At 75.5% G+C, this 23438-nt stretch carries 19 protein-coding genes; 6 read left to right on the forward strand and 13 right to left on the reverse strand.

Features of this window, described 5'->3' with window-relative positions; all coding sequences use genetic code 11:
* Positions 1–29 precede the first annotated feature (29 nt).
* On the forward strand, positions 30–1352 hold the full coding sequence (locus Q0858_RS10775) for a serine/threonine-protein kinase (protein ID WP_299053816.1): 1323 nt from the start codon (positions 30–32) through the stop codon (positions 1350–1352).
* On the opposite strand, the gene Q0858_RS10780 is transcribed toward Q0858_RS10775, so the two are convergent.
* Positions 1342–1851 (reverse strand): DNA-binding protein, encoded by a 510-nt coding sequence (locus Q0858_RS10780; protein WP_299053819.1) that lies wholly within the window; start codon positions 1849–1851, stop codon positions 1342–1344. The two genes, Q0858_RS10775 and Q0858_RS10780, sit on opposite strands and share 11 nt — an antisense overlap.
* A gap of 111 nt (positions 1852–1962) precedes the next feature.
* On the opposite strand from Q0858_RS10780, the gene Q0858_RS10785 reads away from it, so the two are divergent.
* Entirely contained in the window at positions 1963–3582 is a 1620-nt protein-coding gene (locus tag Q0858_RS10785; RefSeq protein WP_299053821.1) for a serine/threonine-protein kinase, read from the forward strand.
* 103 nt (positions 3583–3685) lie between these two features.
* Here Q0858_RS10785 and Q0858_RS10790 read toward each other — a convergent pair whose 3' ends face one another.
* Genes Q0858_RS10790 through Q0858_RS10800 form a run of 3 tightly spaced genes read right to left on the reverse strand, consistent with a single transcriptional unit; the run spans position 3686 to position 6789 of the window.
* Positions 3686–4672: an NAD-dependent epimerase/dehydratase family protein gene (locus Q0858_RS10790; RefSeq protein WP_299053824.1), complete on the reverse strand. Its 987-nt coding sequence runs from the start codon at positions 4670–4672 to the stop codon at positions 3686–3688.
* 57 nt (positions 4673–4729) lie between these two features.
* Positions 4730–6253: a M1 family metallopeptidase gene (locus Q0858_RS10795; RefSeq protein ID WP_299053827.1), complete on the reverse strand. Its 1524-nt coding sequence runs from the start codon at positions 6251–6253 to the stop codon at positions 4730–4732.
* An 8-nt stretch (positions 6254–6261) separates the two neighbouring features.
* Positions 6262–6789, reverse strand: a complete 528-nt coding sequence (locus Q0858_RS10800) for a GNAT family N-acetyltransferase (protein WP_299053829.1) — start codon at positions 6787–6789, stop codon at positions 6262–6264.
* A gap of 51 nt (positions 6790–6840) precedes the next feature.
* On the opposite strand from Q0858_RS10800, the gene Q0858_RS10805 reads away from it, so the two are divergent.
* Entirely contained in the window at positions 6841–8424 is a 1584-nt protein-coding gene (locus Q0858_RS10805) for an amidohydrolase family protein (RefSeq protein WP_299053831.1), read from the forward strand.
* 226 nt (positions 8425–8650) lie between these two features.
* Here Q0858_RS10805 and Q0858_RS10810 read toward each other — a convergent pair whose 3' ends face one another.
* Positions 8651–9523, reverse strand: a complete 873-nt coding sequence (locus Q0858_RS10810) for an SGNH/GDSL hydrolase family protein (RefSeq protein ID WP_299053833.1) — start codon at positions 9521–9523, stop codon at positions 8651–8653.
* A 36-nt stretch (positions 9524–9559) separates the two neighbouring features.
* Positions 9560–10732 carry a CdaR family transcriptional regulator gene (locus Q0858_RS10815; RefSeq protein WP_299053835.1) on the reverse strand — a complete coding sequence of 391 codons (1173 nt, stop codon included), beginning with the start codon at positions 10730–10732 and terminating at the stop codon, positions 9560–9562.
* A gap of 95 nt (positions 10733–10827) precedes the next feature.
* Here Q0858_RS10815 and Q0858_RS10820 point away from each other — a divergent pair, with 95 nt between their 5' ends.
* Entirely contained in the window at positions 10828–11979 is a 1152-nt protein-coding gene (locus tag Q0858_RS10820) for a ferredoxin reductase (RefSeq protein WP_299053837.1), read from the forward strand.
* 59 nt (positions 11980–12038) lie between these two features.
* On the forward strand, positions 12039–13295 hold the full coding sequence (locus tag Q0858_RS10825) for an acyl-CoA desaturase (RefSeq protein ID WP_299053840.1): 1257 nt from the start codon (positions 12039–12041) through the stop codon (positions 13293–13295).
* A gap of 275 nt (positions 13296–13570) precedes the next feature.
* On the opposite strand, the gene Q0858_RS10830 is transcribed toward Q0858_RS10825, so the two are convergent.
* The 7 genes from Q0858_RS10830 to Q0858_RS10860 all read right to left on the reverse strand — a co-directional run bounded on the left by Q0858_RS10830 (position 13571) and on the right by Q0858_RS10860 (position 22524).
* On the reverse strand, positions 13571–14353 hold the full coding sequence (locus Q0858_RS10830; RefSeq protein ID WP_299053842.1) for an alpha/beta fold hydrolase: 783 nt from the start codon (positions 14351–14353) through the stop codon (positions 13571–13573).
* 227 nt (positions 14354–14580) lie between these two features.
* The gene (locus Q0858_RS10835; RefSeq protein ID WP_299053845.1) at positions 14581–15597 is read right to left on the reverse strand and encodes an LLM class flavin-dependent oxidoreductase; all 1017 of its coding nucleotides are present in this window, start codon (positions 15595–15597) and stop codon (positions 14581–14583) included.
* A 48-nt stretch (positions 15598–15645) separates the two neighbouring features.
* Positions 15646–18870, reverse strand: a complete 3225-nt coding sequence (locus tag Q0858_RS10840; protein WP_299053848.1) for a BTAD domain-containing putative transcriptional regulator — start codon at positions 18868–18870, stop codon at positions 15646–15648.
* Between the two features lie 15 nt (positions 18871–18885).
* Positions 18886–20202 (reverse strand): Ig-like domain repeat protein, encoded by a 1317-nt coding sequence (locus tag Q0858_RS10845; protein WP_299053850.1) that lies wholly within the window; start codon positions 20200–20202, stop codon positions 18886–18888.
* 124 nt (positions 20203–20326) lie between these two features.
* Positions 20327–21262: a GNAT family N-acetyltransferase gene (locus Q0858_RS10850; RefSeq protein WP_299053853.1), complete on the reverse strand. Its 936-nt coding sequence runs from the start codon at positions 21260–21262 to the stop codon at positions 20327–20329.
* Between the two features lie 44 nt (positions 21263–21306).
* Entirely contained in the window at positions 21307–22053 is a 747-nt protein-coding gene (locus Q0858_RS10855; protein WP_299053856.1) for a hemerythrin domain-containing protein, read from the reverse strand.
* A 57-nt stretch (positions 22054–22110) separates the two neighbouring features.
* The gene (locus Q0858_RS10860) at positions 22111–22524 is read right to left on the reverse strand and encodes a VOC family protein (protein ID WP_299053859.1); all 414 of its coding nucleotides are present in this window, start codon (positions 22522–22524) and stop codon (positions 22111–22113) included.
* Between the two features lie 55 nt (positions 22525–22579).
* Between Q0858_RS10860 and Q0858_RS10865 the strand changes: the two genes are divergently transcribed.
* Positions 22580–23434, forward strand: coding sequence for a crotonase/enoyl-CoA hydratase family protein (locus Q0858_RS10865; protein ID WP_299053862.1), 855 nt, complete (start codon positions 22580–22582; stop codon positions 23432–23434).
* The last annotated feature ends 4 nt before the right edge of the window (positions 23435–23438 follow it).

Consider the following 23438-nt stretch of genomic DNA (forward strand, 5'->3'; position numbering starts at 1 on the left):
ACCTCGCCCGCTGCGGGTAGACAGTCCCTGTGCCAGCCCCGGAGACCCCCTCGCGGCGCATCGGCGGGTTCCGCCTGCTCCGCGGGCTCGGCGCCGGCGGCATGGGGGTCGTCCACGTCGCCTGGGACGAGGCCCTGCAGCGGGAGGTGGCCCTGAAGGTGCTGGCCCCGCACCTGTCCGCGGACGACGAGTTCCGGCGCCGGTTCGCCCGCGAGGCCCGCACGCAGGCGGGTCTCGACTCCGACCACGTCCTGCCCGTGCTCGCGACCGGCGAGGACGCCGGTCGGCTGTGGATCGCGACGCCCCTCGTCCGGGACGGGGACCTCGGATCGCTGGTCGAGAAGCAGGGCCCGCTGCCCCCGGCGCTGGCCCTCGACGTCGTCTCCCAGGTGGCGGAGGGCCTCGAGGACGCCCACCGCGCGGGCCTGCTGCACCGCGACATCAAGCCCGCCAACGTCCTCGTCCGACGTCGCGGTGACGCCCTGCACGCCTACCTCGCCGACTTCGGGATCGCCCGCGGCGTCGACGACCGGTTCACCCGCACCGGCGTGCTGGTCGGCAGCCCGACGTACATGGCCCCCGAGCTGCACCGCGGCGAGGTCGCCGGTGTGGGCTCCGACGTGTACGCCGTGGGGCTGCTGCTGTGGATCCTGCTCGTCGGGTCGCCACCCTGGACCGGCACCGACTACGAGGTCGCCCGCGGCCACGTCGAGGGGGCCGTGCCGCGGCTCGCCGGGCGGGGTCCGCTGGTCGAGGGTCTCAACCGGCTGCTCGGCCGTGCCCTCGCGAAGTCCCCGGCCGACCGGCACCCCGACGTGGGCGCGCTCCGCGCCGACCTGCGCGAGGTGACCGCCCTCGTCGCCGAGGGGACCCCGACCGCGGCGCCCGCCCCGCGGCCCGTCGTCCGCCCGGAGCCCCGAGGTCCCCGCCGCGGCCGGAGGGCGGCGCTGGTGGTCGCCGCGGTCCTCGTGGTCGTGGTGGTGGCGGCGACCGGGGTCGCGCTGTGGCCGTCCGACGACGGCGAGCCGGGCGGGGAGGCCGGCCCCTCCGACGGCTCCCCGAGCGCCACCGACGCCCCGACGTCCGACCTGACCGCCGCCGGCGAGGACCCCGCGCGGCGGCAGCAGGCGATCGACAACCTCACCGCCGCGTTCGAGACCGAGACCGGCGACGAGAGCACCGCCCGGTGCACCGCCGAGCAGTGGGTCGACGACGTCGGCGTCGACCGGCTGGTCGAGAACGACGCCCTCGACGACGACCTGCAGCCCACCGACACCGACGTCTCCGAGTACGACGCCGATGTCCGCAGCTCCCTCACCCTCGCCGGGATCGGCTGCGGCCTCAGCGGGTGAGCGGTCGCTCCGGGGCGCCGGGCCCGTGGGCGCGCAGCAGCGCCGCGACGCCCGGGGCGACGTCGTCCAGCGCGGCGGCCGCCCGGTCGAGCTCCTCGGGCGACGCCGCGGCACGCAGGAGCGCGGTCAACGTCTCCGCCGGCGTCCGCGCCGTCACGGTCGTCGCCGCGGTCACCGGCCGCTCCCGGGTGGTGAGGTCCGCGTTGGCGCGGCCGATCTCGGCGAGGCGCCCCGCGAGCGTGCGCCGGGTGAGCCGTGGCGACTCCTCGGCGAGGTCCAGCAGCAGCCGGAGGCGGTGCAGCACCCGGGGGTTCCCGATCCTCACCCGGTGGCCGGTGACGAGCTGCGACAGCATCGCGGGGCTCAGCCCCAGGATCCGGGCGACGGCGGCCTGCGACAGGCCGAGCGGACGGGTGACGCCCGCGAGCAGCTCGCCCACGCCGGCGCCGTACAGGGCGGTCTGCTCGGCGAGGTTGTCGCGCAGCCTGGCCTCGTCCACCCGGTGCCCGCCCCCGCCCCGCCCTCGTCACGGCGTTCGCGATCGCGAACGCGCGGACGATACCCGCCCCGGAGGGGTTGAAACCGGCGAGGACGGGTAGACACTTCCTCCGTGGAGGGCGGATTCCCGGAGGACGGCGAGTCGATCGGCCCGTTCACCGTGCGCCGACGACTGGGCGCCGGGGGGATGGGCGTCGTGTACGCCGCGTGGGACGACGGGCTGCAGCGCGAGGTCGCGCTGAAGGTGCTCGCGCCCGGGATGGCCGAGGACGAGGCGTTCCGCACCCGGTTCACCCGCGAGGCCCGCACCCAGGCGGGTCTCGACTCGAGCAACGTCGTCCACGTCTACTCCTACGGCCAGGAGGAGGGGCGGCTCTACATCGCCACCCAGCTCGTTCCGGACGGCGACCTCGGCGGGCTGCTGCGCGCCGACGGTGCTCCGCCGCTGGCGACGGCGCTCGACATCGTCGCCCAGGTCGCCGCCGGCGTCTCCGACGCCCACGAGGCCGGGCTGATCCACCGCGACATCAAGCCCGCGAACGTGCTGGTGCGACGGCGGTCCGACGGCGTCCGGGCGTACGTCGCGGACTTCGGCATCGCGCGGATCGTGGACGCCGAGGTCACCTCCTCGGGCGGCCAGATCGGCACACCGGCGTACATGGCGCCCGAGCTGCACCTCGGCGCGGACGCGGGCGTCGCGTCCGACGTGTACTCGGTCGGCTGCCTGCTCTGGGCGACCCTCGTCGGCCAGTCGCCGTACGGCGGGACGAGCGAGTACCAGGTCATCCGCGGCCACATCGAGCAGCCCGTGCGGCAGCTGGCGGCCACGGAGCCGATCCTGGAGACCACCAACCGGGTCCTGCTCAAGGCGATGGCCAAGCAGCCCCAGTTCCGCCACCCGAGCGCCGCCGCGCTCCGCGACGAGCTGCGCCGGCTGGCGGAGTGGGCGCGCAAGACGTCGGAGCCGATCGTGGTCCCCATCGGCCCCGACGGCACCGTCCCCGCGGGCCAGCCGAGCGGCCCGAGCGGCCCGAGCGGCCCGAGCGGCCCGAGCGGGTTCGGCGGGCCGAGCGCGCCGCCGAGCGGCCCGAGCGGTCCCGGGGGCCTCGGGGCGCCGAGCGGTCCCGCCGGGATGGGTGCGCCGTCCGGCCCCGCCGGGATGGCGGGTCCGAGCGGACCCAGCACCCCGACCCCGCAGTACGGCGTGCCCCCGGGGCCCCCGCGGGGTCCGATGGGTCCGATGGGCCCGACGGGTCCGCCGGTGGGACCCCCGCGGAAGCCGTCGTCGGGCTCGGGGATCAGCACCGGGACCTGGCTCGCGATCGCCGGTGGCGCCGTCCTCGTCGCCCTCGCGATTCTCCTCGGCGTGCTCGCCGGCACGAGCGGCAGCAGCAGCGGCAGCGGCACGGGCACCGAGGAGGAGGCCTCGCAGGAGGTCGCGGCGCCGTACGACAGCCCCGCGGAGCGGCAGCTCGCGATCGACAACCTCACGGCCTACTTCGAGGAGTCGTCCGAGGACGACCCGAGCACGGACGCCGACGACGAGATCTCCTCCTGCACCGCCGAGACCTGGGTCGACGACGTCGGGGTGGACGCCCTCGTCGAGGGCGGCGTGCTCTTCGACGACCTGACCGTCGACGCCGACAACACCGAGGCCGACGACCCGGAGATGAACAACGCCGGCGTCGGCGCCGCGTTCAGCTGCGGCCTCGACGGGCTCGACCTGCCCTGACGTCTCCCGGAGATCGAGGTGCGAGGGCCGCCAGGCCCGAGCCACGAGATCCCCGCACCTGGCCGACCTCCTTCCACCGGGTCTCGTCGATGCGTCGACCGCCTCAGGTCAGTGCGGCGAGCAGCGCGCGTTCCTCCTCGCGGGTGAGGCCCTCGGGCGGTGACGGATCCGGCTGCGTGGCGAGCCACGCCGCGGTGTCCGCCGCGGTCTGCTCGGGTGGGCGGGTGCGGAGGCCGGCGGCGCGGGCGGGCTCGGGGTCGTGCGCCATCAGCCCGGCGTACTGGGGCAGCGGGAGCCACAGCGGCAGCGACCGAGGGCCGGCCCAGGGGGCGACGTCGTGGGCGAGCAGGGTGTCCTGGTCGACCCGGGTCCACCGGACGTCGGCACCGACGCCGCGGGCGATCGCGGCCAGGGCCTCGCCGCGGCCGACCACCGGCCCGACGCCGTCGACGACGCCGGTGCGACGCTGCTCGGCGCCGTCGACCAGCCACTCCGCGAGGTCGCGGACGTCGATCACCTGCACCGGGTCGTCGGGGTGTCCGGGGGCGAGCACCTCCTCGCCGGGTGCCGCGTCGACGAGGCGTCGTACCCACCACGGATAGCGCTGCGAGCCGTCGCCCGGGCCCACGATCAGCCCGGGCCGCACCACCCAGCTGCTCGCCGCCGCGCCGACGGCGAGCTCGCAGCCGACCTTGAGGGCGCCGTACGCTTCCGCCTCCGCCTCGCCTTCGTCCGGGACGTCGTGCAGCGGCTCGTGCAGCGACAGCGCCGACGGGCCGCCGCCGGGCGTGGAGGTGTCGGGGTAGACGTTGATCGTCGAGACGAGCACGTGGTGCGCCGACGGCGTCGCCGCCACCGACGACCGCACCCAGGCGGGGTCGCGGGCGACGTCCACGACGGCGTCGAAACCGTCGTCCAGCACCGCGCCGGCGCCGGTGGTCGACCGGTCCAGCACGACGTGGCGGACGCCGTCGGGCAGCGACCCGCTGGCGCCCCGGCAGGCGCAGGTCACGTCGTGGCCCCGTCGTACGGCGGCCTCGGCGACCGCACGGGAGAGGAAGACGGTCCCGCCCAACACCAGCAGCCTCATGGGCTCCACCCCAGCCCCCCGGCACCGGACGGCGCAAGAGGGGTCCGCCGACAGCGGTCAGGTCAGCGGCGGCGGGTCCGGCAGCGGGACGGGGTCGAACCGCGGCAGCTCCCGGTCGCCGAGCCAGGTGTCGAAGAACGCCGGCAGGTCGGTGTCGGTGTCGCCGGCGAGGCGGTCGACGAGCCAGGCGAGGTACTCCTCGCGGTCCGCGCTCGGACCACCCTCCGCCGGCCACGCCCGGACCGCGGACCAGAAGGCGTCCTCGCCGACGTCGGCGCGCAGCGTGTGCCACATGAGCGCGGGGCCGTAGTAGACGGTGGAGCTGCCGTACTGGCGCGGGTCCGGGTCGCCCGGCGGCCCGGCGAGCGCGCGGCTGTCGCGGGCGTACTGCTGCGCCTCGCCGAGCACCGCGCGCCACGAGCGGCCGGTGACCTCCACCTCCCAGCACAGCTGCAGGTAGGTCGTCATCCCCTCGCTCATCCACAGGTCGCGCCAGTCGGTCGGCGTGACCGCGTCGCCGTACCACTGGTGCACCAGCTCGTGGAGGACGACGAGCTCCGAGCGGGTGTACTCGGTGTCGCCGTACGTCGGCAGGGTCTGGGTCTCCATCGCGCTGTCGGCGTCGACCAGCACGCCGCCGACGGTGGCGAACGGGTAGGGGCCGAGGGTGTCCTCGATCCAGTCGACCGCCTCCGCCGAGAAGGCGAGGTCGGCCGCGGCGGCCCGGTCACCGCGAGGAGTCCAGGTGGTCACCGGCAGCCCGGACGCCGTCTCGCGCTCGGTCGCCACGTAGTCGCCGACCGCGAGGGTGGTCAGGTACGCCGCCGCCGGCTCGTCGAGCTCCCACGTCGTGACGCGGCGGCTCCCCGAGTCGCCGCGGACGACCTCGGACGAGACGAGCGCGCCGCCCGAGACGCCCGTCCACGGCGCCGGGACGTCGACGCGGACGTCGTACAACGCCCGGTCGGAGGGCTGGTCGTGGACCGGGAACCACGTGAAGGCGCCGTACGGCGACTGCAGCGTCCACAACCACCCGTCGGCGGTGACGCGCATCCCGGCCTCGGCGAGGTCCGTCCGGGCGCTGGGCGCCGGCACCGGGGCGGGGGTGCCGGCGTAGGTGACGACGAGGCGGTGGACCTCGTCCGCGCGGACGCCGCCGAGCCCGGACGCGTCGACGACGAGGTCGCGCCGCAGCTGGGTGTACGGCGCCGCCTGCCCGTCGAGGGTGACCTCCTGGACCCCCATGGCACGGGCGAGGTCGAGCCGGACCTCGTCGGCGTCGGCGGTCGCGCGGAAGGTGACCGCGGCGGTGCCGGACAGCTCCCGGTCCTCCGGCGCCCAGCGGAGGTCGAGGCCGTAGTGCAGGGCGTCGACGACCGGGTCGCCGACGCCGGGGTAGAAGCTGTCGCGCCGGGGGTCGTCCTCGGCCGCGGCGAGCTCGTCGGCACCCGGGGCGGCGAGGGGGTCCGCGGTCGGGGCCGGGGTCGGGCTCGCCGCGGGGGTCGGGGCCGAGGCCTCGCCCGTGCACGCGGACAGCGGCACGACGAGGAGCAGCGCCGCGAGGCCGCGCCGCCCGGTCATGGTGTCGGTCAGGCCCGGCCGCGGCGCGGCAGCTCGAGCGCCATCAGCTGCACGCGCTTGCCGTCGGCGCTGGGGTAGTCCGACACCGGACGGAACGCGCGACCGCGGTGGAACGCCAGCGACGGCTCGTTCGGCGGGTCGAGGTTGACCTCCAGCACCAGCCGCCCGTACGGCGTCGCGGTCAGCTCGATCTCGTCGTACGCCGCCGCCGCCACGCCGCGTCGGCGGAAGCGGTCGTCCACGACGATGCGGTCGAGGTAGTAGAAGTCGTTCCCGAAGTGCTCCGCGTGGGCGCGGTAGTGGGTCGAGTCGTAGTCCGTGCCCGGCGCCATGGTGAGCACGAAGCCCGCGAACTCGCCGTCCAGCTCGATGACCTCGGCGCGGTCCGACCAGGCCAGCAGCCGGTCGAGGCGCTCCTCGTCCATCGGCGACAGCAGGTCGACGTTGCGCTCGTTGAGCTCGAGGACGGCGGCGTGGTCGCGTCGCTGGACGGGACGGAGGACGGTGCCGAGACCGGGCAGCACGGTGTCGGACATGATCTCTACCCTCCCACAGCGCTCCTCATACGTGGTCGTAGCGTGCGGCCCATGGCGATGATGCTGCTGCGCGACGTCCGGCTGGTGCCGCTCGCCGCGCGTCGGACCGGACGCTGGGGTGCACCGGTCCCGCCGGCCCCCGTCGCGGCCGACCCGGTCGACGTGCTCGTGCGCGACGGTCTGGTCGTGGACGTCGGTCCCGGACTCCGTCCGGGGGTGCTGGCGCCGACCATCGACGCCGGCGGCCGCTGGCTCGTCCCGGGTCTGTGGGACCAGCACGTGCACCTCGGGCAGTGGACCGTCACCGCCGCCCGCCTCGACCTCTCGGGCGCCCGGTCGGCCGAGGAGGCCGTGCGGATGGTCGCCGAGCGCATCGCCGAGGGACCCGAGGGCGCCGTCATCGGGTGGGGCCACCGCTCCGCCCACTGGCCCGACGAGCCGCTCGTGCCGCTGCTCGACGCCGTCGCCCCGCACACCCCGGTGATCCTCATCTCCGGCGACGCCCACCACGCGTGGATGAACACCACCGCGCTGATGTGGCTGGCGCTGCCGGTCCGCGAGGCCGTCGTCCGGGAGGCCGAGTGGTTCCGCGCCTACGGCCGGCTGATGACGATGTTCGGCGACGACTCCACCTCGCCCGCGGCGTACCGCCGCACGATGGAGGCCAGCGCCGAGCGCGGCGTGGTCGGCCTGGTGGACTTCGAGTTCGGCGGCGGGCCCGGCGACTGGACCGACCGGTACGACGGCGGCGCCGACCTGCTGCGCGTCCGCGCGGCGACGTACGCCGACGGCCTCGAGGACGCCATCGGTGCCGGCCTGCGCACCGCTGACCCCCTCCCGGGTTGCGACGGCATGGTCACGATGGGGCCGCTGAAGATCATCTCCGACGGCTCGCTGAACACCCGGACGGCGTGGTGCTGCGCGCCGTACGCCGACGCGCACCGCCTGGAGTACCCGGCGGGCCAGCCCAACCTCGACTACGGCGAGCTGCGCGCGCTCCTGGCCCGCGCCGACGCCCACGGCCTCGAGGTCGCCACCCACGCCATCGGCGACGCGGCCGTCGAGGCCGCGCTGCGGGCGTACGCCGAGACCGGCGCCGCGGGCGCCATCGAGCACGCCCAGCTGGTCGCCCGCGCCGACGTACGACGGATGGCCGAGCTCGGCCTGCGCGCCAGCGTCCAGCCCGCGCACCTGCTCGACGACCGCGACCTCACCGAGCGGGTCTGGCCCGACCGGACCGAGGGCTGCTTCGCGTGGCGCTGGTTCGCCGACGCCGGCGTCGACCTGCGCTTCGGCTCCGACGCCCCCGTCGCGCCGCTCGACCCGTGGCTCGCGATGGCCGCCGCCGTGCACCGCAGCGCCGACGACCGCCCGGTGTGGCACCCCGAGCACACCCTCACACCCGCCGAGGCCCTGGCCGCCTCCGTCGACGGGCTCGGCACGGTCGCCCCCGGCCACCCCGCCGACCTGGTCCTGCTCGACGCCGACCCGCTCGCCCTCGGCCCCGCCGACGGCGCCCCGATGGTCGACGACGGCGGCGAGGTCACCTGGGACACCGCCGCAGCCGCCACCGCGCTCCGCGACATGCCCGTCGCGCTGACGATGGTCGACGGCCGGGTCGTCCACCCGGTCTGAGCCACTCCGGGCCCGCCCCGGGCCCGCCCCGGGCCGGACCCGCGCCGGGTCATGTAACGCGGTGTTGTTGCCACTGAACACGTCCCTGGCGGGCCGTTTCGCACCACCAGACCGCGGTAGATCCACGAGACCGCGGTAGACGGCCCCGGTGAGGGGCCGCCGGCTCGATCGCGGGATCTCGTGGCTCGGCCGTGGCCGGCCTCGCACCTCGATCTCCGGTCCGAGCTCAGGGGGTGGCCGCCTCCACGACCAGTGCCGCCACCTCTTCCTGGCCCCGCGCGAACGGGTGCAGTGCGAGCGCCTCACCCGGCACCGTGGTGGTCCCCGCGACCCATGGCCGCTCGCCGCAGATGTCGTGGCCGGCCGAGGCGGCGTACGCGTCGACGAAGCCGACACCCGCGTCGTCCGCGGCCGCCCGCAGGGTCGTGTCGAGGTCGTCCGCGAGGCCGCGGGCGTACGCGACGTCCTCCGCCGCGAGCGGCACGAGCGCGTCGCAGGTGCCCCGAGGCGGCGCGGTCTGCGGGTAGCCGACGAGCAGCACCTCGGCCTGCGGGGCCAGCCGCCCGATCCGACGCAGCGCGTCACCCAGGTCGGTGCGCAGCGCGGCCAGCCTCGCGGCGGAGTCCGAGCGGGGGAGGTCGGCACAGGTCCCGCCGACGAGGCACCCGCCCAGCAGCGGACCGAGGACGTCGTTGCCGCCGATGCCCACCGTCACCAGGTCCGTACGGCGATCCAGCGGCGCCGTCTGCGCCGGCACCTCGCCCCCGCGCACGGTCTGCGGCGCGAAAAGGTCGGCCACGTCCGCCTCCACGCAGCTGCGGTCGACGACCCGCACCGGCGTCCCGTCCTCCGTCAGGGCCTCGGCCACGATCGCCGGGTAGTTGCCCGTCGAGCGCACGCACGGCCCGCTCGCCCCGTCGACCCGCGGGACCAGTGGCGCGGCCGTGTAGGAGTCGCCGAGCGCGACGTAGCGCAGCGGCCGGGGGGACGGCTCGGCCGAGGTCGCACCGGTCCCGGGCTCGGCGTCCGGAGCTGGCGGGCCTGAGCACCCCATGATCAGCAGGGCCGCGAGCAGGACGGGCAGGACACGGCGCAGCACTCCGTCACCGTAGGCAGGCGGTCCCGCCCGAGCGCCTCAGGCCAGCGCCAGCGTCAGCTCCAGGACGGTGCGCGGGTCGTCGAGGGCGTCGCCGTACAGCTCGCGCAGCCGGCCCATCCGGTAGCGCACGGTCTGGGGGTGGCAGAAGAGGTCCGCGGCCACGGCGTCGCGCCGGCCCTGGTGCAGCAGCCAGGACCGCAGGGTGTCCTGCAGCTTCTCGGCGGTGTCGCCGCGGACCCCGGCCAGCGGCGCGAGGGCGCGCGCCCGCAGGTCGCCCAGCGCGACGGGGTCGGCGTGCAGCACGAGCTCGGCGAGGTGCTCCTCGGTGTCGACCAGCCCGTCCGCGAGCCCGAGCCCCAGCGCACGCGCGGCCCGGTCCCACGACGCGCGCACCTCGAGCGCCGGGCGGGCGGGCCCGACGACGGCGTCGCGCCCCGCCAGCGCCTCGAGCAGCGTCGTACGACGGGCCCCGGCGGCGTCGGGCACGAGCAGCAGCGCCCGCCCCTCCAGCCCGGGCAGGTCGTCGACCGGCTGGAGCGTCGCGGGGCTGACGACCCCGAGCACGGCGCGGCGCTGCGAGTCCGGGACGACGACCGCGGTCAGCGTCTCGGGCACCACCCACTCGACCCGCTCGGCGGCGGCGAGCACCTGCTCGCGCGACGCCCCGGCGAGCAGCAGCCCGCCGAGGCGTTCCAGGAACCGGCGGCGGACCCGGCCCGACGTCGCGAGCTCGTCGGTGTGGCCGGCGGCGCTGGAGGCGGACAGCTCGTCGATGTAGGCGAACACCAGCCCCGCGAAGTCGCCGAGGGTCCCGGCGTCGATGCCGCTCGCGACCGCGGCCGACGACATCTCGCGCCACGACGCGCGCGCCCCGATCCGGTACGCCGCCAGCAGCGCCTCCATGGAGCGTCCGGCGCGGGCCTCGCCGCGGCCGAGCTGGTAGGCGCCGTCCACGGCGGGGGCGGTCGGCGTCCGCGGTGCCTCGCGGGTGCGGGCGGCCAGCGAGATGAAGCCGCCGAGCGCGAGCTGCACGGCCTGGCGGATCTTCTCGCCCATGGGGCCGCTCAGCGCGCCGGCGTAGCTGGGGACCTCGGAGATGATGGCGTCGACGGTCCGCTCGGCGACCAGGGCGAGGCGGCCCCGCATCTCGGACAGGACGTCCGCGGGCAGCACCAGATCGGGTGGCTCCAGCGCCGGCGAGTCGCTCATCGGGTCCCGTCCCTTGTTCGCAGTGAACAACTTGCGGCGCTCGATTCACGTCCGCTGGTCAGGAAGTTACTCGCTCGAGCCAGCATGATGGAAGCATGTCGAGTGCTGCACTCCCCGTACGACGCGTCGCCTCCCGCTCCGGTGAGGCCGGCGGTTGGCGCGACTCCCTGCGCCGCCGCGCCCGGTCCGTGGCCGACGCCGCCGTGACCCCCCTCGACCTCGACGACGTCCTCGACGTCTTCCACCCGCTCCGCCGCGGTCGCGACGGCCTCCAGGGCCGCATCGTGGCGATCCAGCCCGAGACGACCGAGTCCGCGACCGTCGTCGTGAAGCCCGGCCGTGACTGGGACGGCCACCTGCCCGGCCAGTACGTCCGCGTCGGGGTCGACGTCGACGGCGTCCGGCTGTGGCGCACCTACTCCCTCACGCACGGCCCCCGCGCCGACGGCTGCATCAGCCTCACCGTGAAGGCCATCCCCGGCGGCGTCGTGTCGAACCACCTGGTGCACGCCGCCGAGCCCGGCCAGATGATCCAGCTCGCGCAGGCCGAGGGCGAGTTCACCCTGCCCCAGCCGCTGCCCGAGAAGCTGCTGCTCGTCACCGCCGGCTCCGGGATCACCCCGGTCATCGGGATGCTCCGCAACCTCTTCTCGCGCGCCGAGCCGGTCACCACCGACATCGTGCTGGTCCACGTGAACGTGAACGCGGACACCGCGATCTTCCGCGACGAGCTCCGTGCCCACGCCCGCGACGGCCACATCACGCTCCTGGAGCGGTACGACGAGGTGCACGGCCTCCTCGACGTGAACCAGCTCGTCGACCTCGTGCCCGACCTCGACGACCGCCTGGCCTACGCCTGCGGCCCCGCCGGGCTGCTCGACGCCCTCGAGGCGCACCACGCCGACCGCGGCCTGGTGCTGACCACCGAGCGCTTCCGCGCCACCACCGTCGAGCCCGGCGAGGGCGGCACGGTGACCTTCGGCTCCGGCACGGTCGTGGTCGAGGCCGACGGCGCCACCCCGATCCTGGACGCCGCCGAGTCGGCCGGCGTCCTCATGCCCAGCGGCTGCCGCATGGGCATCTGCATGGGGTGCGTCCTCCCGATGCGCTCCGGCGCCGTGCGCGACCTGCGCAACGGCGCGATCACGACGGCCGTCCCCGGCGAGACCGACCCGGGCGGCGTCCCCATCCAGACCTGCATCAGTGCTGCTGCCGGCGCCTGCGACATCGACCACGCCACAGCCTGACCCCGAGCTCTTCCCATCCCCCCGCACGCTCCCCTGACGCACAGCCCAGGAGGCACCGCATGACCACGATCACCAAGAAGCCCGAGAACCCCACCGCGCACCTCACCGAGGCGGACATCGAGGCCATCGGCGTCGAGCTCGACGCGATCCGCCAGGACGTCATCGACGACCGCGGCGAGAAGGACGCGGCGTACATCCGCAAGGTCGTCGACGTGCAGCGCAAGCTCGAGCTCGGCTCGCGTGCGGTGCTCCTCGGCTCCGCGCTGCCGCCGCTCTGGGTGCTCGGCACCGTCGGCCTCAGCATCGCCAAGATCCTCGAGAACATGGAGATCGGGCACAACGTCATGCACGGCCAGTGGGACTGGATGCGTGACCCGAAGATCCACTCGACCACGTGGGAGTGGGACAACGCCTCCACCGCCGAGGGCTGGAAGCACTCGCACAACGAGATCCACCACACGTACACGAACATCGTCGGCCAGGACAACGACCTCGGCTACGGCATCATGCGCGTCGACGAGGACCAGAAGTGGGTCCCGCTCTACCTCGCGCAGCCGGTGTGGAACTTCATCAACGCCTGCTTCTTCGAGTACGGCATCGCGGCCTACGACCTCGAGCTCGGCAAGAACCTTCGCACGCCGAAGGAGAAGCGCAGCGAGGAGTTCACCCGCCGCGCCAAGAACACGATCCGCAAGATCCGCAAGCAGGCGACCAAGGACTACGTCGTCAACCCGGCCCTGGCGCTGCCGTTCGGCGCGTTCCTGCCGGCGCTGGCCGCGAACTTCACCGCCAACCTCGTGCGCAACGTGTGGTCGCACTCCGTGATCATGTGCGGCCACTTCCCCGAGGGCGTTGAGACCTTCGAGCGCAACGCGATCCCCGAGAAGGAGACGCGCGGCGAGTGGTACGTCCGCCAGATGCTCGGCTCGGCCAACATCTCGGGCTCGAAGTTCATGCACCTGATGACCGGCAACCTGTCGCACCAGATCGAGCACCACCTGTTCCCCGACCTGCCGTCGAGCCGGTACGCCGAGATCGCGCCGAAGGTGAAGGCGCTGTTCGACAAGTACGAGCTGAACTACCACTCGGCCCCGCTGCCGCAGCAGGTCGGGAGCGCGTGGCACAAGGTCGTCCGGCTCTCGCTGCCGAACAACTTCCTCGCGACGACCCACAAGGGCAACCTCGTGGAGCAGGGCAAGATGCTGTGGGCGATGACGACGGGCGACCGTCGTACCCGCCGCGTGGCGCAGGCCCGCCTCAACCAGATGGCCGCCCGCGCCAAGCGCGAGCAGTCCGAGGTCACGAAGGCCGCCTGACCGACGCCCGCTGACCGCGACCGACGCCGGTCGAGCAGCGCGAGCGCGCATGGTCGAGACCCGGTGAGGGGCAAGATGCCCCTCACCGGGTCTCGTCACGTCCGGGCGACCGCCCTTCCTGAGGAGGTCGAGCAACCGCGCCGGCGACGACTGCGTCGAGGCCGCCGGTCGGTGGGGAGCACCGCGACCATGGCTCCCGACCACCTCAGCGCGGCGTCACGAGCGATACCCGGGCTTCACGGAAGCGCCAGGCCACGAAGGTGCCGCAACCGATCTCAGCTGGTGCGGTCCAGGATCAAGCGCGTCGCTTCACGCGGCGAGTCCCACTGCGGGAAGTGACCGCACCGCTCGAACCAGTGCAGCACCGCGTCGGGGAACAGCTCCGTGGCGCGTGTGGCCTGTCTCGGCAAGGTCACCAGGTCACGTCGACCCCAGCCGATCGTGACCCGCCCGGGCACGGTGCCCGCCGGGGCGCCCTCCTGCTTGGGGCCCTTCGTCAGAGCGTCCAGAGCGTCGCCCGTGGACGGGGAGTCCGCCAGCCCGAGCACGTCCGGCAGCACCGTGTCGCGGGAGAGAGCCCAGGGCCGCGCTGACAGCTGCGCCAGCAGAAGAGTCCTGCCGGCCGGGTTGCCGAGCAGCGTGGGGAGCGCGCCCCGAAGCGCACGGACCAGGGCGATCGACGGCCGCAGCGTCGCACTGAAGACAGCCTGCTCGCGGTCGCTCCAGAAGCCGCCCGGGTCCAGAGCCACGGTGTCGCCGCCGACTCCGCGCCGCGCGAGCTCGAGCACGATGCGGCCACCCATCGACTGGCCCACGGTGGAGACGCCGTCCAGCCCCTGCTCGCGGATGAAGTCCGCCACGGAATCGGTGAGGGTTGCGACGGTGACGTCGCCGGTCAGTGCCGGTGTCTCGCCGAACCCCGGCAGGTCGACAGCGATGACCTCGCGGTGCTCGGCCAGGTCCTCGACGAGGGGAGCCCAGGACCGCGACCCTGCGCCCAGACCGTGCACCATCAGCAAGGGACTGCCGCTCCCGCGTCGAACACTGTTCAAGGTCATGTCCTCGACGCTACCCGTGGGGGGGTTCGGCGGCGGGCGCTACCGACCCGCCCGCGAAGCTCCTGTTCTGCAGCGCTTCCCATCGCACGCCGCCAGGGTTGGATCCGACCGGGGTAGCTGCACCGTCAGCACCGCAGCCAGGATCGCCACCGCTCCTGCCTGCCTGCTGGGGCGACTCACCCGAGGCACGGCCACTCCGGCGAGCACGAGCTGCCCGCGCGAGCGGGTCACCGCCAGCCGAGCCCCGGCGCCACGTGCTCGACGATGGACTCCAGCAGGTGCGCGTTGTAGTCCACGCCCAGCTGGTTGGGGACCGTGAGCAGCAGCGTGTCCGCGGCGGCGACGGCCTCGTCCTCCGCGAGCTCACGGATCAGCTGGTCCGGCTCCCCGGCGTACGTCTTGCCGAAGCGGGCGATGCCGCCGTCGATGTAGCCGACCTGGTCCTTGCCGGCCGCGGTGCCGAAGTAGGCCCGGTCGGACTCGGAGACGATCGGGAAGATGCTGCGGCTCACCGAGACCCGCGGCTCCCAGTCGTGGCCCGAGGCCGCCCACGTGTCGCGGAAGCGGGCGATCTGCTCGGCCTGCAGCTGGTGGAACGGCACGCCGGTGTCCTCGCTGAGCAGGGTGGAGCTCATGAGGTTCATGCCCTGCTGCGCCGTCCACTCGGCGGTGGCGCGGGTGCCGGCACCCCACCAGATCCGCTGGCGCAGGCCGGGGGAGTGCGGCTCGATCCGCAGGAGCCCGCCCGGGTTGGGGAACATCGGGCGCGGGTTCGGCTCGGCGAAGCCCTCGCCCCTCAGCACCTCCAGCAGCTGCCGGGTGTGCTCGCGCGCCATCGCGGCGTGGTCGCCGCCGTCGGGCTCGAAGCCGAAGTAGCGGAACCCGTCGACCACCTGCTCCGGTGATCCGCGGCTGATGCCGAGCTGCAGCCGCCCGCCGGAGAGCAGGTCGGCGGCGCCGGCGTCCTCGGCCATGCGCAGCGGGTTCTCGTAGCGCATGTCGATCACGCCGGTGCCGAGCTCGATCCGCGAGGTGCGCGCGCCCATGGCGGCGAGCAGCGGGTACGGCGAGGCGAGCTGGCGGGCGAAGTGGTGCACCCGCACGTAGGCGCCGTCGACGCCGAGCTCCTCGGCCGCGACGGCCAGCTCGACGGTCTGCAGCAGCGCGTCGGCCGCCGTCCGCACCTGCGAGTGCGGGGACGGCGTCCAGTGTCCGAAGTTCAGGAAGCCGATCGTCTTCTTCATGGTGCGAGAACAGTAGGTGATACGTCACCATTCCCGCGAGTGCCCGGCTCAGGTTCGGCGGCGGGTCGTCCCCGCGCCCGGCATCGTCGCGGCGGCCTCGCGGTGGCGGGCGGCCGCCTCGGTGTCGCCGCGGGCCGCGGCCAGCAGGGCGAGGTAGTGGTCGACCGGCCCCAGGGCGAGGGCTCCGTTGAGGGTGAGCGCGAGGTGCCCGGCCCACGGGGCGAGGTCGTCGTACAGGCGGGGGAGGAGGACGTCCTCCCCGAGGCGTACGGCGATCCAGGCGCGCACGCAGGTCCGGAACAGCCAGGTGCCGTCGCGCTCCCAGTCCGCGGGGTCCCAGGCGGCGCGGGCGGCCTCGACGTCGCCGGAGTCGAGCATCGCGGTGACGAGGACGTCGTTCAGCTCGCGGGGGATACGCGGCACCTGCGCGCGGATGAGCGGAATTAGCGGCGCCGTGTCGCCGGCGACGAAGCCGACGGTGAACCCCGCCCAGAGCTCGATCTGGGGACCGTTCGGGTCGCCGGCGAGCGTGATCTGGCGGCACACCTCGTCGAAGGTGGCGCGTGCGGCGCCGAGCCGGTCGGCGAGCAGGTCGTCCGTGGCGGCGAGGACGGCGCCGACGAGCAGCATCTCCCCGAGCTGGCCGGGGGTGCTCACGCGCAGCGCGTCGGCGGCGTGGGCGTGCGCCGCGTCGACGTCGCCCGCCCGCAGCGCCGCGGACTGCAGCATGAGGTGCCCGGCCGCCTCGTAGGCGTCGAGCCCGGCGCCGCGGGCGACGTCCACCAGCCGGGCGGCGAGCCGCGGCAGGAAGTCGACGTCGCGGGAGAAGGACGCGAGGTACTGCGCGTTCAGGGCCCGGCAGAGCAGCTCCGGGTCGCCCAGCCGCTCGGCCGTGCCCAGGGCCTCGTCGGCCGCGGGCAGCAGCAGGTGCTGACCGCCAGGCTCGCACTCGAACGCCATCGCGCACAGCAGCTCGACCCGCACGGGGGCGTCGGCGGGATCGGCGAGACCGTCGAGCAGGGCCTCGATCTCGACGACGGTCGGCTCGTACGACGTCTCGACCGGCCGGCGTGACCACAGCAGCGGCGCCGGCCACGCCCAGGCCCGGGCGACGTCCCGCGCCGCGCCGTGCGCGCGCGCCTCGGCGACGGCCAGCTCGCGCTCGGCCCGGGCGGCCAGGGTGTCCCCGGAGCGTGCGAGCGCGCGCACGAGCGCCCGCCGTACGTCGAACCACTCGGTGCGCGGAGCCCCGGACAGCTCGAGGGCGCGCAGTGCGGCGCGGAGGTGGACGACGGCGGCGGCCTCGCCGGCGCGCTCGGCCGCGGCCAGGAGGTGGGGCAGTGCGTGGGCCGCCGTACGCCGGTCCAGCGCCGCGGCGGCGTGGTGGGCCAGCTCCTCGAGGGCGTCGGGTCGGTCGCGCTCCAGGACGGCGAGCGCCGCCCGGTGCAGCCGTCGGCGGCGCAGCGGGGCGAGCAGGTCGGCGAAGGTCTCGGCGACGAGGGCGTGGACGAAGCGGAGGTCCCCGGGCCCGTCGGTGACCACGAGCCCGGCGACCAGCGCGGCGTCCAGGTGGTCGGCGACGTCGTCCTCGCCGAGGCCGCTCCAGTCCTCCTCCAGCGCGACCAGCAGGTCCAGGTCGATGTCGCGCCCGAGCAGGGCGGCGTGGGCGAGGACCTCCACGGTCGGCTCGGGGAGCCGCAGCAGCCGTCGGCGCAGCAGGTCGCGGATGGCGACCGGCAGCTGCTCGGCGGCCGCCGGGCCCTCCGCGGCGACGAGCGTGCCGAGCTGGCGCAGGAAGAGCGGGTTGCCGGCGGCGCGGTCGACGAGACGCCGCCAGACACGGTCCGGGAGGTCGCTCTCGACGTGCTCGCCGAGCAGCGCCCGCGCGTCCCGGTCGGACAGGCCACCGACGGACAGCCGCGCCAGGGTGCGGTCCGTCGTGACCGCGAGGGTGGCGGCGAGGTCCCGGCCGACCTCGTGGCTGCGGTACGTCGCGACGACGAGCAGCGGGACCTCCGACTGCACGAGGTGCCGCAGCACCTGGAGGGTGAGCTCGTCGGCGCGGTGGACGTCCTCGACCCCCGCCACGACCGGCCGCCCGTCGGCCTCGACGGCGTCACCGACCGTGGCGGCGAGAGTGAACGCGTCGGGTGACCCGGCGGTGGAGTCGGCCTCGACGCCCAGGGTCCCGAGCGCCTCGTGCCACGCCCACCCGGGGGGCGTCCCGGCCATCTCGGAGCAGCGGCCGCGCGCCACGGCCCAATCCTGCGACTCCTGTTGTGCGCAGAAGGCGTCGAGCAGGGTGGACTTGCCGAACCCCGCGTCGCCGTCCAGCCACACCACGCCGCCCCGCCGGCCCGACCGGACGGCGTCCGCGGCGGCGCCGAGCCGGGCCAGCTCGGCCTCGCGGCCCACCAGCGTGGGGTCCGGTGCGGGTTCCTGTGCGGGTGCCGGCGGTGGTGTCTCGGCGGTGGGCGGTACGGCGACCACCGGCTCGGGCGCGACGACGGCCGCGAGGTGGTCGGCGTGCTGGAGGATGTCGGTCTCCAGTCGCCGCAGCTCCGGTCCGGGGTCGAGGCCGAGCTCGTCGGCGAGGCGCTCGCGCAGGGAGGCGAGGGCGGCGAGCGCGTCGGCCTGCCGCCCGGCGGCGTACAGGCCCCGGGCGAGCAGCCCGACGCCCTGCTCCCGCAACGGGTGCGCCCGGACGTGCGCCTCGAGGTCGCCGAGGGTGTCGGCGGCCCGACCGAGCCGGAGCGCCGCGGCGGCCCGGAGCTCGACGGCGGTGGCCCGCAGGTCCACGAGCCGGGTCGCCTCGGTCGTGGCCCACTCCTCGTCCGCGTACTCGGCGAACGGGTCGTCGCGCCACAGCCCGAGCGCCTCCTCGGCGCGGGCGAGGGCCGTCGTCGGGTCCTGCGCGGCGACGGCTCCCGCCCGGCGGAGCAGGCCGGCGAGGTGCCAGGTGTCGACGGCGTCCTCGGGGAGCGTGAGCGCGTAGCCGGGGGGCGCGCTCACCAGCACCCGGGCGGGCTCGCGGGGACGGCGGTCCGGCTCCAGCGCCGACCGCAGCCGTGAGACGTACGCCTGGAGGGCGCCGGTCGCGCTCGGTGGTGGCTCCCCGGACCACACCCCGTCGAGCAGCCGGTCGGTGGAGACGGTCCGGCCCCCGGCCGCCACCAGCATCCCCAGCACGGAGCGCTGACGGCGGCCGCCGAGGTCGACCGCGGCGCCGTCGACCTCGGCGCGCACGGTGCCGAAGCACGCGACGTGGAGCATGGCGGGCCCTCCTGCCTACCGTCGGGTGATCCTCACCGACCGCGGCGCGGACGTCGAGCCGCTCACGAGGTCGGTGCCGGCGAAGCGGGCGGTGAGCCGGTGGCTGCCCACCGCGAGCCCGCGCAGGACGGCCTTGCCGGAGGCCCCGGCGCCGTCCCTGCGCAACGGCACGGTGGCGATCCGCCGGGGGCCGTCGAGGAGGGTGGCCACGCCGGTCGTCGCGCCGGTCAGCCGGACGGTGACCGTGACCGGCCTGCCCTGCTGCGCGCTCGCGGGCGCCGCGACCACGAGGCGGCTCGCGGCCTTCGGCAGTCGGTGCAGGACGAGCTCGTGACGCCCGCCGGCGGCGATCGCGCCGAACGGGGCGTGGCGGCCCACGGCGGCCGGGACCGGCTCGGCGCTGTCGCCCCAGGTGACGACCCGGCCGCTGTCGGTGAGCGCCATGGCGGTCTCGGAGCCCATCGAGATCTCGACGACGCGCTGGCGGGCGAGCTGCGGCGGCACCTCCGTGGTCGCCGTCCCGCTGTCGCCCCAGCCGTGGACCCGGCCGTCGGTGGTCAGCGCGAGGGACGCGGCGCCGTACGCCTCGACGTCGACGACGTCGCCGTCGCGGACCGCCTGGGGCACCTCCCGCTGCCCGTGGCGACCCGATCCCCAGACGTGGACGTCGCCGGCGGCGTCGGCCGCGAGCGAGTGCCGGTCGCCGGCGGCGACGTCGACGGCCCGCAGCGACCCGCCCGGCAGGAGGGGGTCGGGCACGTCGGTCTGGCCCTCGTTGATGGCCCCGAACCGGCCCAGGGCGCCCCAGGCGACGACGGAGCCGTCGGTGCGCACGACGAGCGAGTGGTACCGGCCGGCCACGATCCGCGTGACGGGTCCGAGGTCGGACGGGACGTCGAGCTGGCCCTCGTCGGTGTCGCGGAGCCCGCCCCAGGCGACGACACCGCCGTCGGCGGTCAGCGCCAGGGTGTGGTGCTCGCCGGCGTCGACGTCGACGACGCGGGTGGTGCCGTCGGTGAGGGCGACCGGGGGAGTGCTCTGGCCGTAGGCGTCGTCACCCCACGCGGTGACCCGGCCGTCGCGGCCGACGACCACCGAGCTCTCGTCGCCGGCGGAGACCGCGACGAGGTCGGTCGTGGCGAGCGAGGCCGGACGGCGGGACTGGCCGGAGGCGAAGCCGCCCCAGCCGGAGACGGTGGTCCGGTCGGTGTACTCGGTCGGGTCGGCCGTGGTGGCGCCGATGGCGCCGGTGGCGGCGGACGTGGGGCCGGGGACGGCGACGAGGCCCGCGAGCAGCCCGAGGGCGAGCAGGCGGGAGGGTGGGCGGGGCATGGGGGTTCCTCTCGGGCGGCCCGATCGGGCCTGACGGGTGCGCGCACGGGCCGACTCGGCGTCGTACGCGGGGACGTTCGGGCCGACTCGGCGGTCCTGAGGGGTGCGTTCGGGCCGACTCGGCCTAGAGGTCGACGGCGCGGTTGACCCAGGTCGACGTCACGCGCATGCCGACCTTCTCGTAGAGGCCGAGGGCGCCGGTGCGGCTGTCGGTGGAGAGCGAGGAGCGGACGGCGCCATGGGCGCGGCCGAGGGCGAAGGCGTCGACGAGCAGCGCCTGGCCGAGGCCGAGGCCCCGCCGGTCGCGGCGTACGCCGACCCGGTGGACGTGGGCCTCCGGCTCCCCGTCGGGGTCGTCGAGGCCGCCGAGCGTGACGTGGGTGGCGCCGACGGCCTCACCGTCGGCGTCGAGCAGGACCCGGAGGTTCCAGGGGGCGGCGCCCTGCCGGCCGAGGGTCTCCGAGGTGAAGTCGGCCAGCGACTGGCGCTCGCGGTCGGACCACTCGAGGAAGGCGTCCTCGAGCACGGTACAGGCGGCCCGCACGAGGGTCTCGTCGGCGGCGTCGACCAGGACGTGGCCGTGCGGGAGCGGACGGTCGGGGATGGTCGCGCCGGGCGGGAGGTCGAGGATCCACGAGCTCCACCGCACCCGGTAGCCCTGCGCGGCCATGAAGCGGTCGGCCGTGCTGCCCTCCGGGGCGGGCATGCCGATGACGGTGGAGCCCGCGGCGCGGGCCCGCTCGCGGAGCCACCGCGCCAGGGCGGTGCCGATCCCGCGGCCCTGGGCGTCCGGGTGGACGCCGACCTCGACCCGGTCGGCGCCCGTGAGCTCGGCGAAGGCGACGAGCCGGTCGCCGTCCAGGACACCCAGCGACAGCGACGCGAGGTCGTGGCTGGGCCGCTGCCAGTCGGCGAGCACGTCGGCCGTCTCGATCTCGGAGACCCCGATCGCCGCGATCTCCTCCGCCGCGACGATCGCGGTGACCGCGTCGGCGTCCTCCAGCCGCAGCGGGCGGTGGTGGTGGCCGTCGGGGAGCCCGACGAGCGGCGGCGTGCTCACAGCACGGGACCGTACGACGTCGGCGGGCGGCGGGACCAGGGTCGTCATCGCGCCACCCCCGCGGGGAGGTGGGCGAACGCCCGGCGGGCGCGGCGGGCGTACGCCGGCCGGACCAGGCGCATCATCACGGCGACCGGGGTCCCGGCGGCGGCGAGGAACGGGGCGAGGTCCTCCTCGGGGAGTCCGTCGGCGACCCACGGCAGCAGGAAGAACAGCAGCGGCGGCGCCGGCTTGTGCGCCAGCCCGTCCTCCTCGAGCTTCTTCCACTCCGCGGCGCTCAGGTGCGCCTGGATCAGGGCGACGGCGTCCCGCTCCTCGTGCGCGAGGTGCTCGTCGAGCAGGGCGGCGAGGTCGCGGAACGCGGCGACGGCGCGGTCGCGGGCGGCGACGACGTCGGTGCCGGAGGTGAGGTCGCCCAGCGCCGCCGCGACGGCGTCGAGCGCGGGGTCGATGCGGTGGTGCTCGGCCTCCATGGCGGCCAGCACCGCGCGTCCGGCGTCGTCGGCGCGCTCGAGCAGGACGGGCCACAGCAGCTCGTCCTCCTTCGTGTGGTGCTCGCCGAGCAGGGCCGCGACGTCACGCCACCAGCGGGCGAGGGCCTTCCACGTCCGGCGGTCACCCGGCGGGGTCACCGCGGCGGCGCGCACGAGGCGGTCCAGGTCGCGGCGGAAGCCGTGGTGCATGAGGTACATGCCGGTCAGGTCGCACGGCCCCGGGGGCGCGGCGGCCTGGCCGGGGAACAGCGGCGCGGGGGCGAGGGTCGGGTCGGTGGGGCGGGATGTCGTGGTCATGGCACCACCGTGGACGGCCCCGCTTGCGAGCCGGTTGCACGTGGCTTGACGAGGTCCTCAGGCCACGAACACGCAGAACGGGTGCCCGGCGGGGTCGGCGAGCACGTGCAGGGGTTCGTCCGGGTCGTCCGTCCGGTCCAGCAGCGGCGTCGCGCCCAGCGCGAGGGCACGCTCCCTCACCTCCTCCAGCTCGGCGACCGTGGCCACCGTCAGGTCGAGGTGCAGCTGCATCGGCACGTCGGGCTCGGGCCAGGTGCTCCGGTGGACGACCTCGGTCCCCTGGAACGCGAGCTGCCGGGTGCCGTCGTCGGCGCGCAGCACCAGCCAGTCCGCGTCGTCCGGCTCCCCGGCGGCGGGCGGCTCGTCGCCCGACCGGTAGGTCAGCCCCAGCAGCTCGCGGTAGAACTCCGCCAGACCGCGCACGTCCGTGGTGTCGAGGACGGTCTGCAGCAGCCGCGGGTACGTCGTCACCCGCCCAGCGTCACCCCGGTGGGGCGGACCAGGCAACCGCCGTACGATCCGGACGGTGAGCGCACTCGAGACCGACCAGGCCGCCACCGGCTCCCCGCAGGCCCCCCGCGGCGACGGGCGCGTGACCTGCACGGTCAACGACGGCGTGGCCCGGGTGACGCTGACGCGGCCCGACAAGCTCAACTCGCTGACGATGGACACCCTCGACTCCCTGGTCGCGACCGCGCGGGAGCTGCGCGCGGACCGTGACCTGCGGGCCGTCGTGCTGACCGGTGAGGGCCGCTCGTTCTGCGCGGGCCTGGACTTCGCGACCGTCGGCAAGGAACCCCGTCGCATCGCCGCGGCGTTCCTGCCGCGTCCCTGGCGCGGGACGAACCTGTTCCAGGAGGCCTGCTGGGCGTGGCGGCGGCTCCCCGTCCCGGTCGTCGCCGCGGTGCACGGTCACTGCCTCGGCGGCGGGGTCCAGATCGCGCTGGGCGCGGACTTCCGGATCACGACCCCCGACGCGCAGTGGTCCGTGCTCGAGGCCAAGTGGGGCCTGATCCCCGACATGAGCGGCGTCCGCGCGCTGGCCGACCAGGTCGGCATGGACGTCGCCAAGCGCCTCACCATGACCGCCGAGACCGTCTCCGGGGACGAGGCGGTGCGGCTGGGGCTGGCGACCGCGGTCGCCGACGACCCGGTCGCCGCCGCCGAGGACCTCGTGGCCACCCTCCGCACGCGGTCACCGGACCAGCTCGCCTCCGCGAAGCGGCTGTTCGAGCGCACCTGGACGTCGGGTCCCCGCGCCACGTTCGCGCGGGAGCGGCTCGAGCAGCTGTGGCTGTTCACCCGCGCGAACACGAAGGTGGCGCGCCGGGCGGCGACGACGCGCACGGAGCCGTCGTACCGCCCCCGCGGCAGTCGCTAGGCGA

It is taken from the genome of uncultured Nocardioides sp. (assembly GCF_947489365.1).
Classification (GTDB): domain Bacteria; phylum Actinomycetota; class Actinomycetes; order Propionibacteriales; family Nocardioidaceae; genus Nocardioides.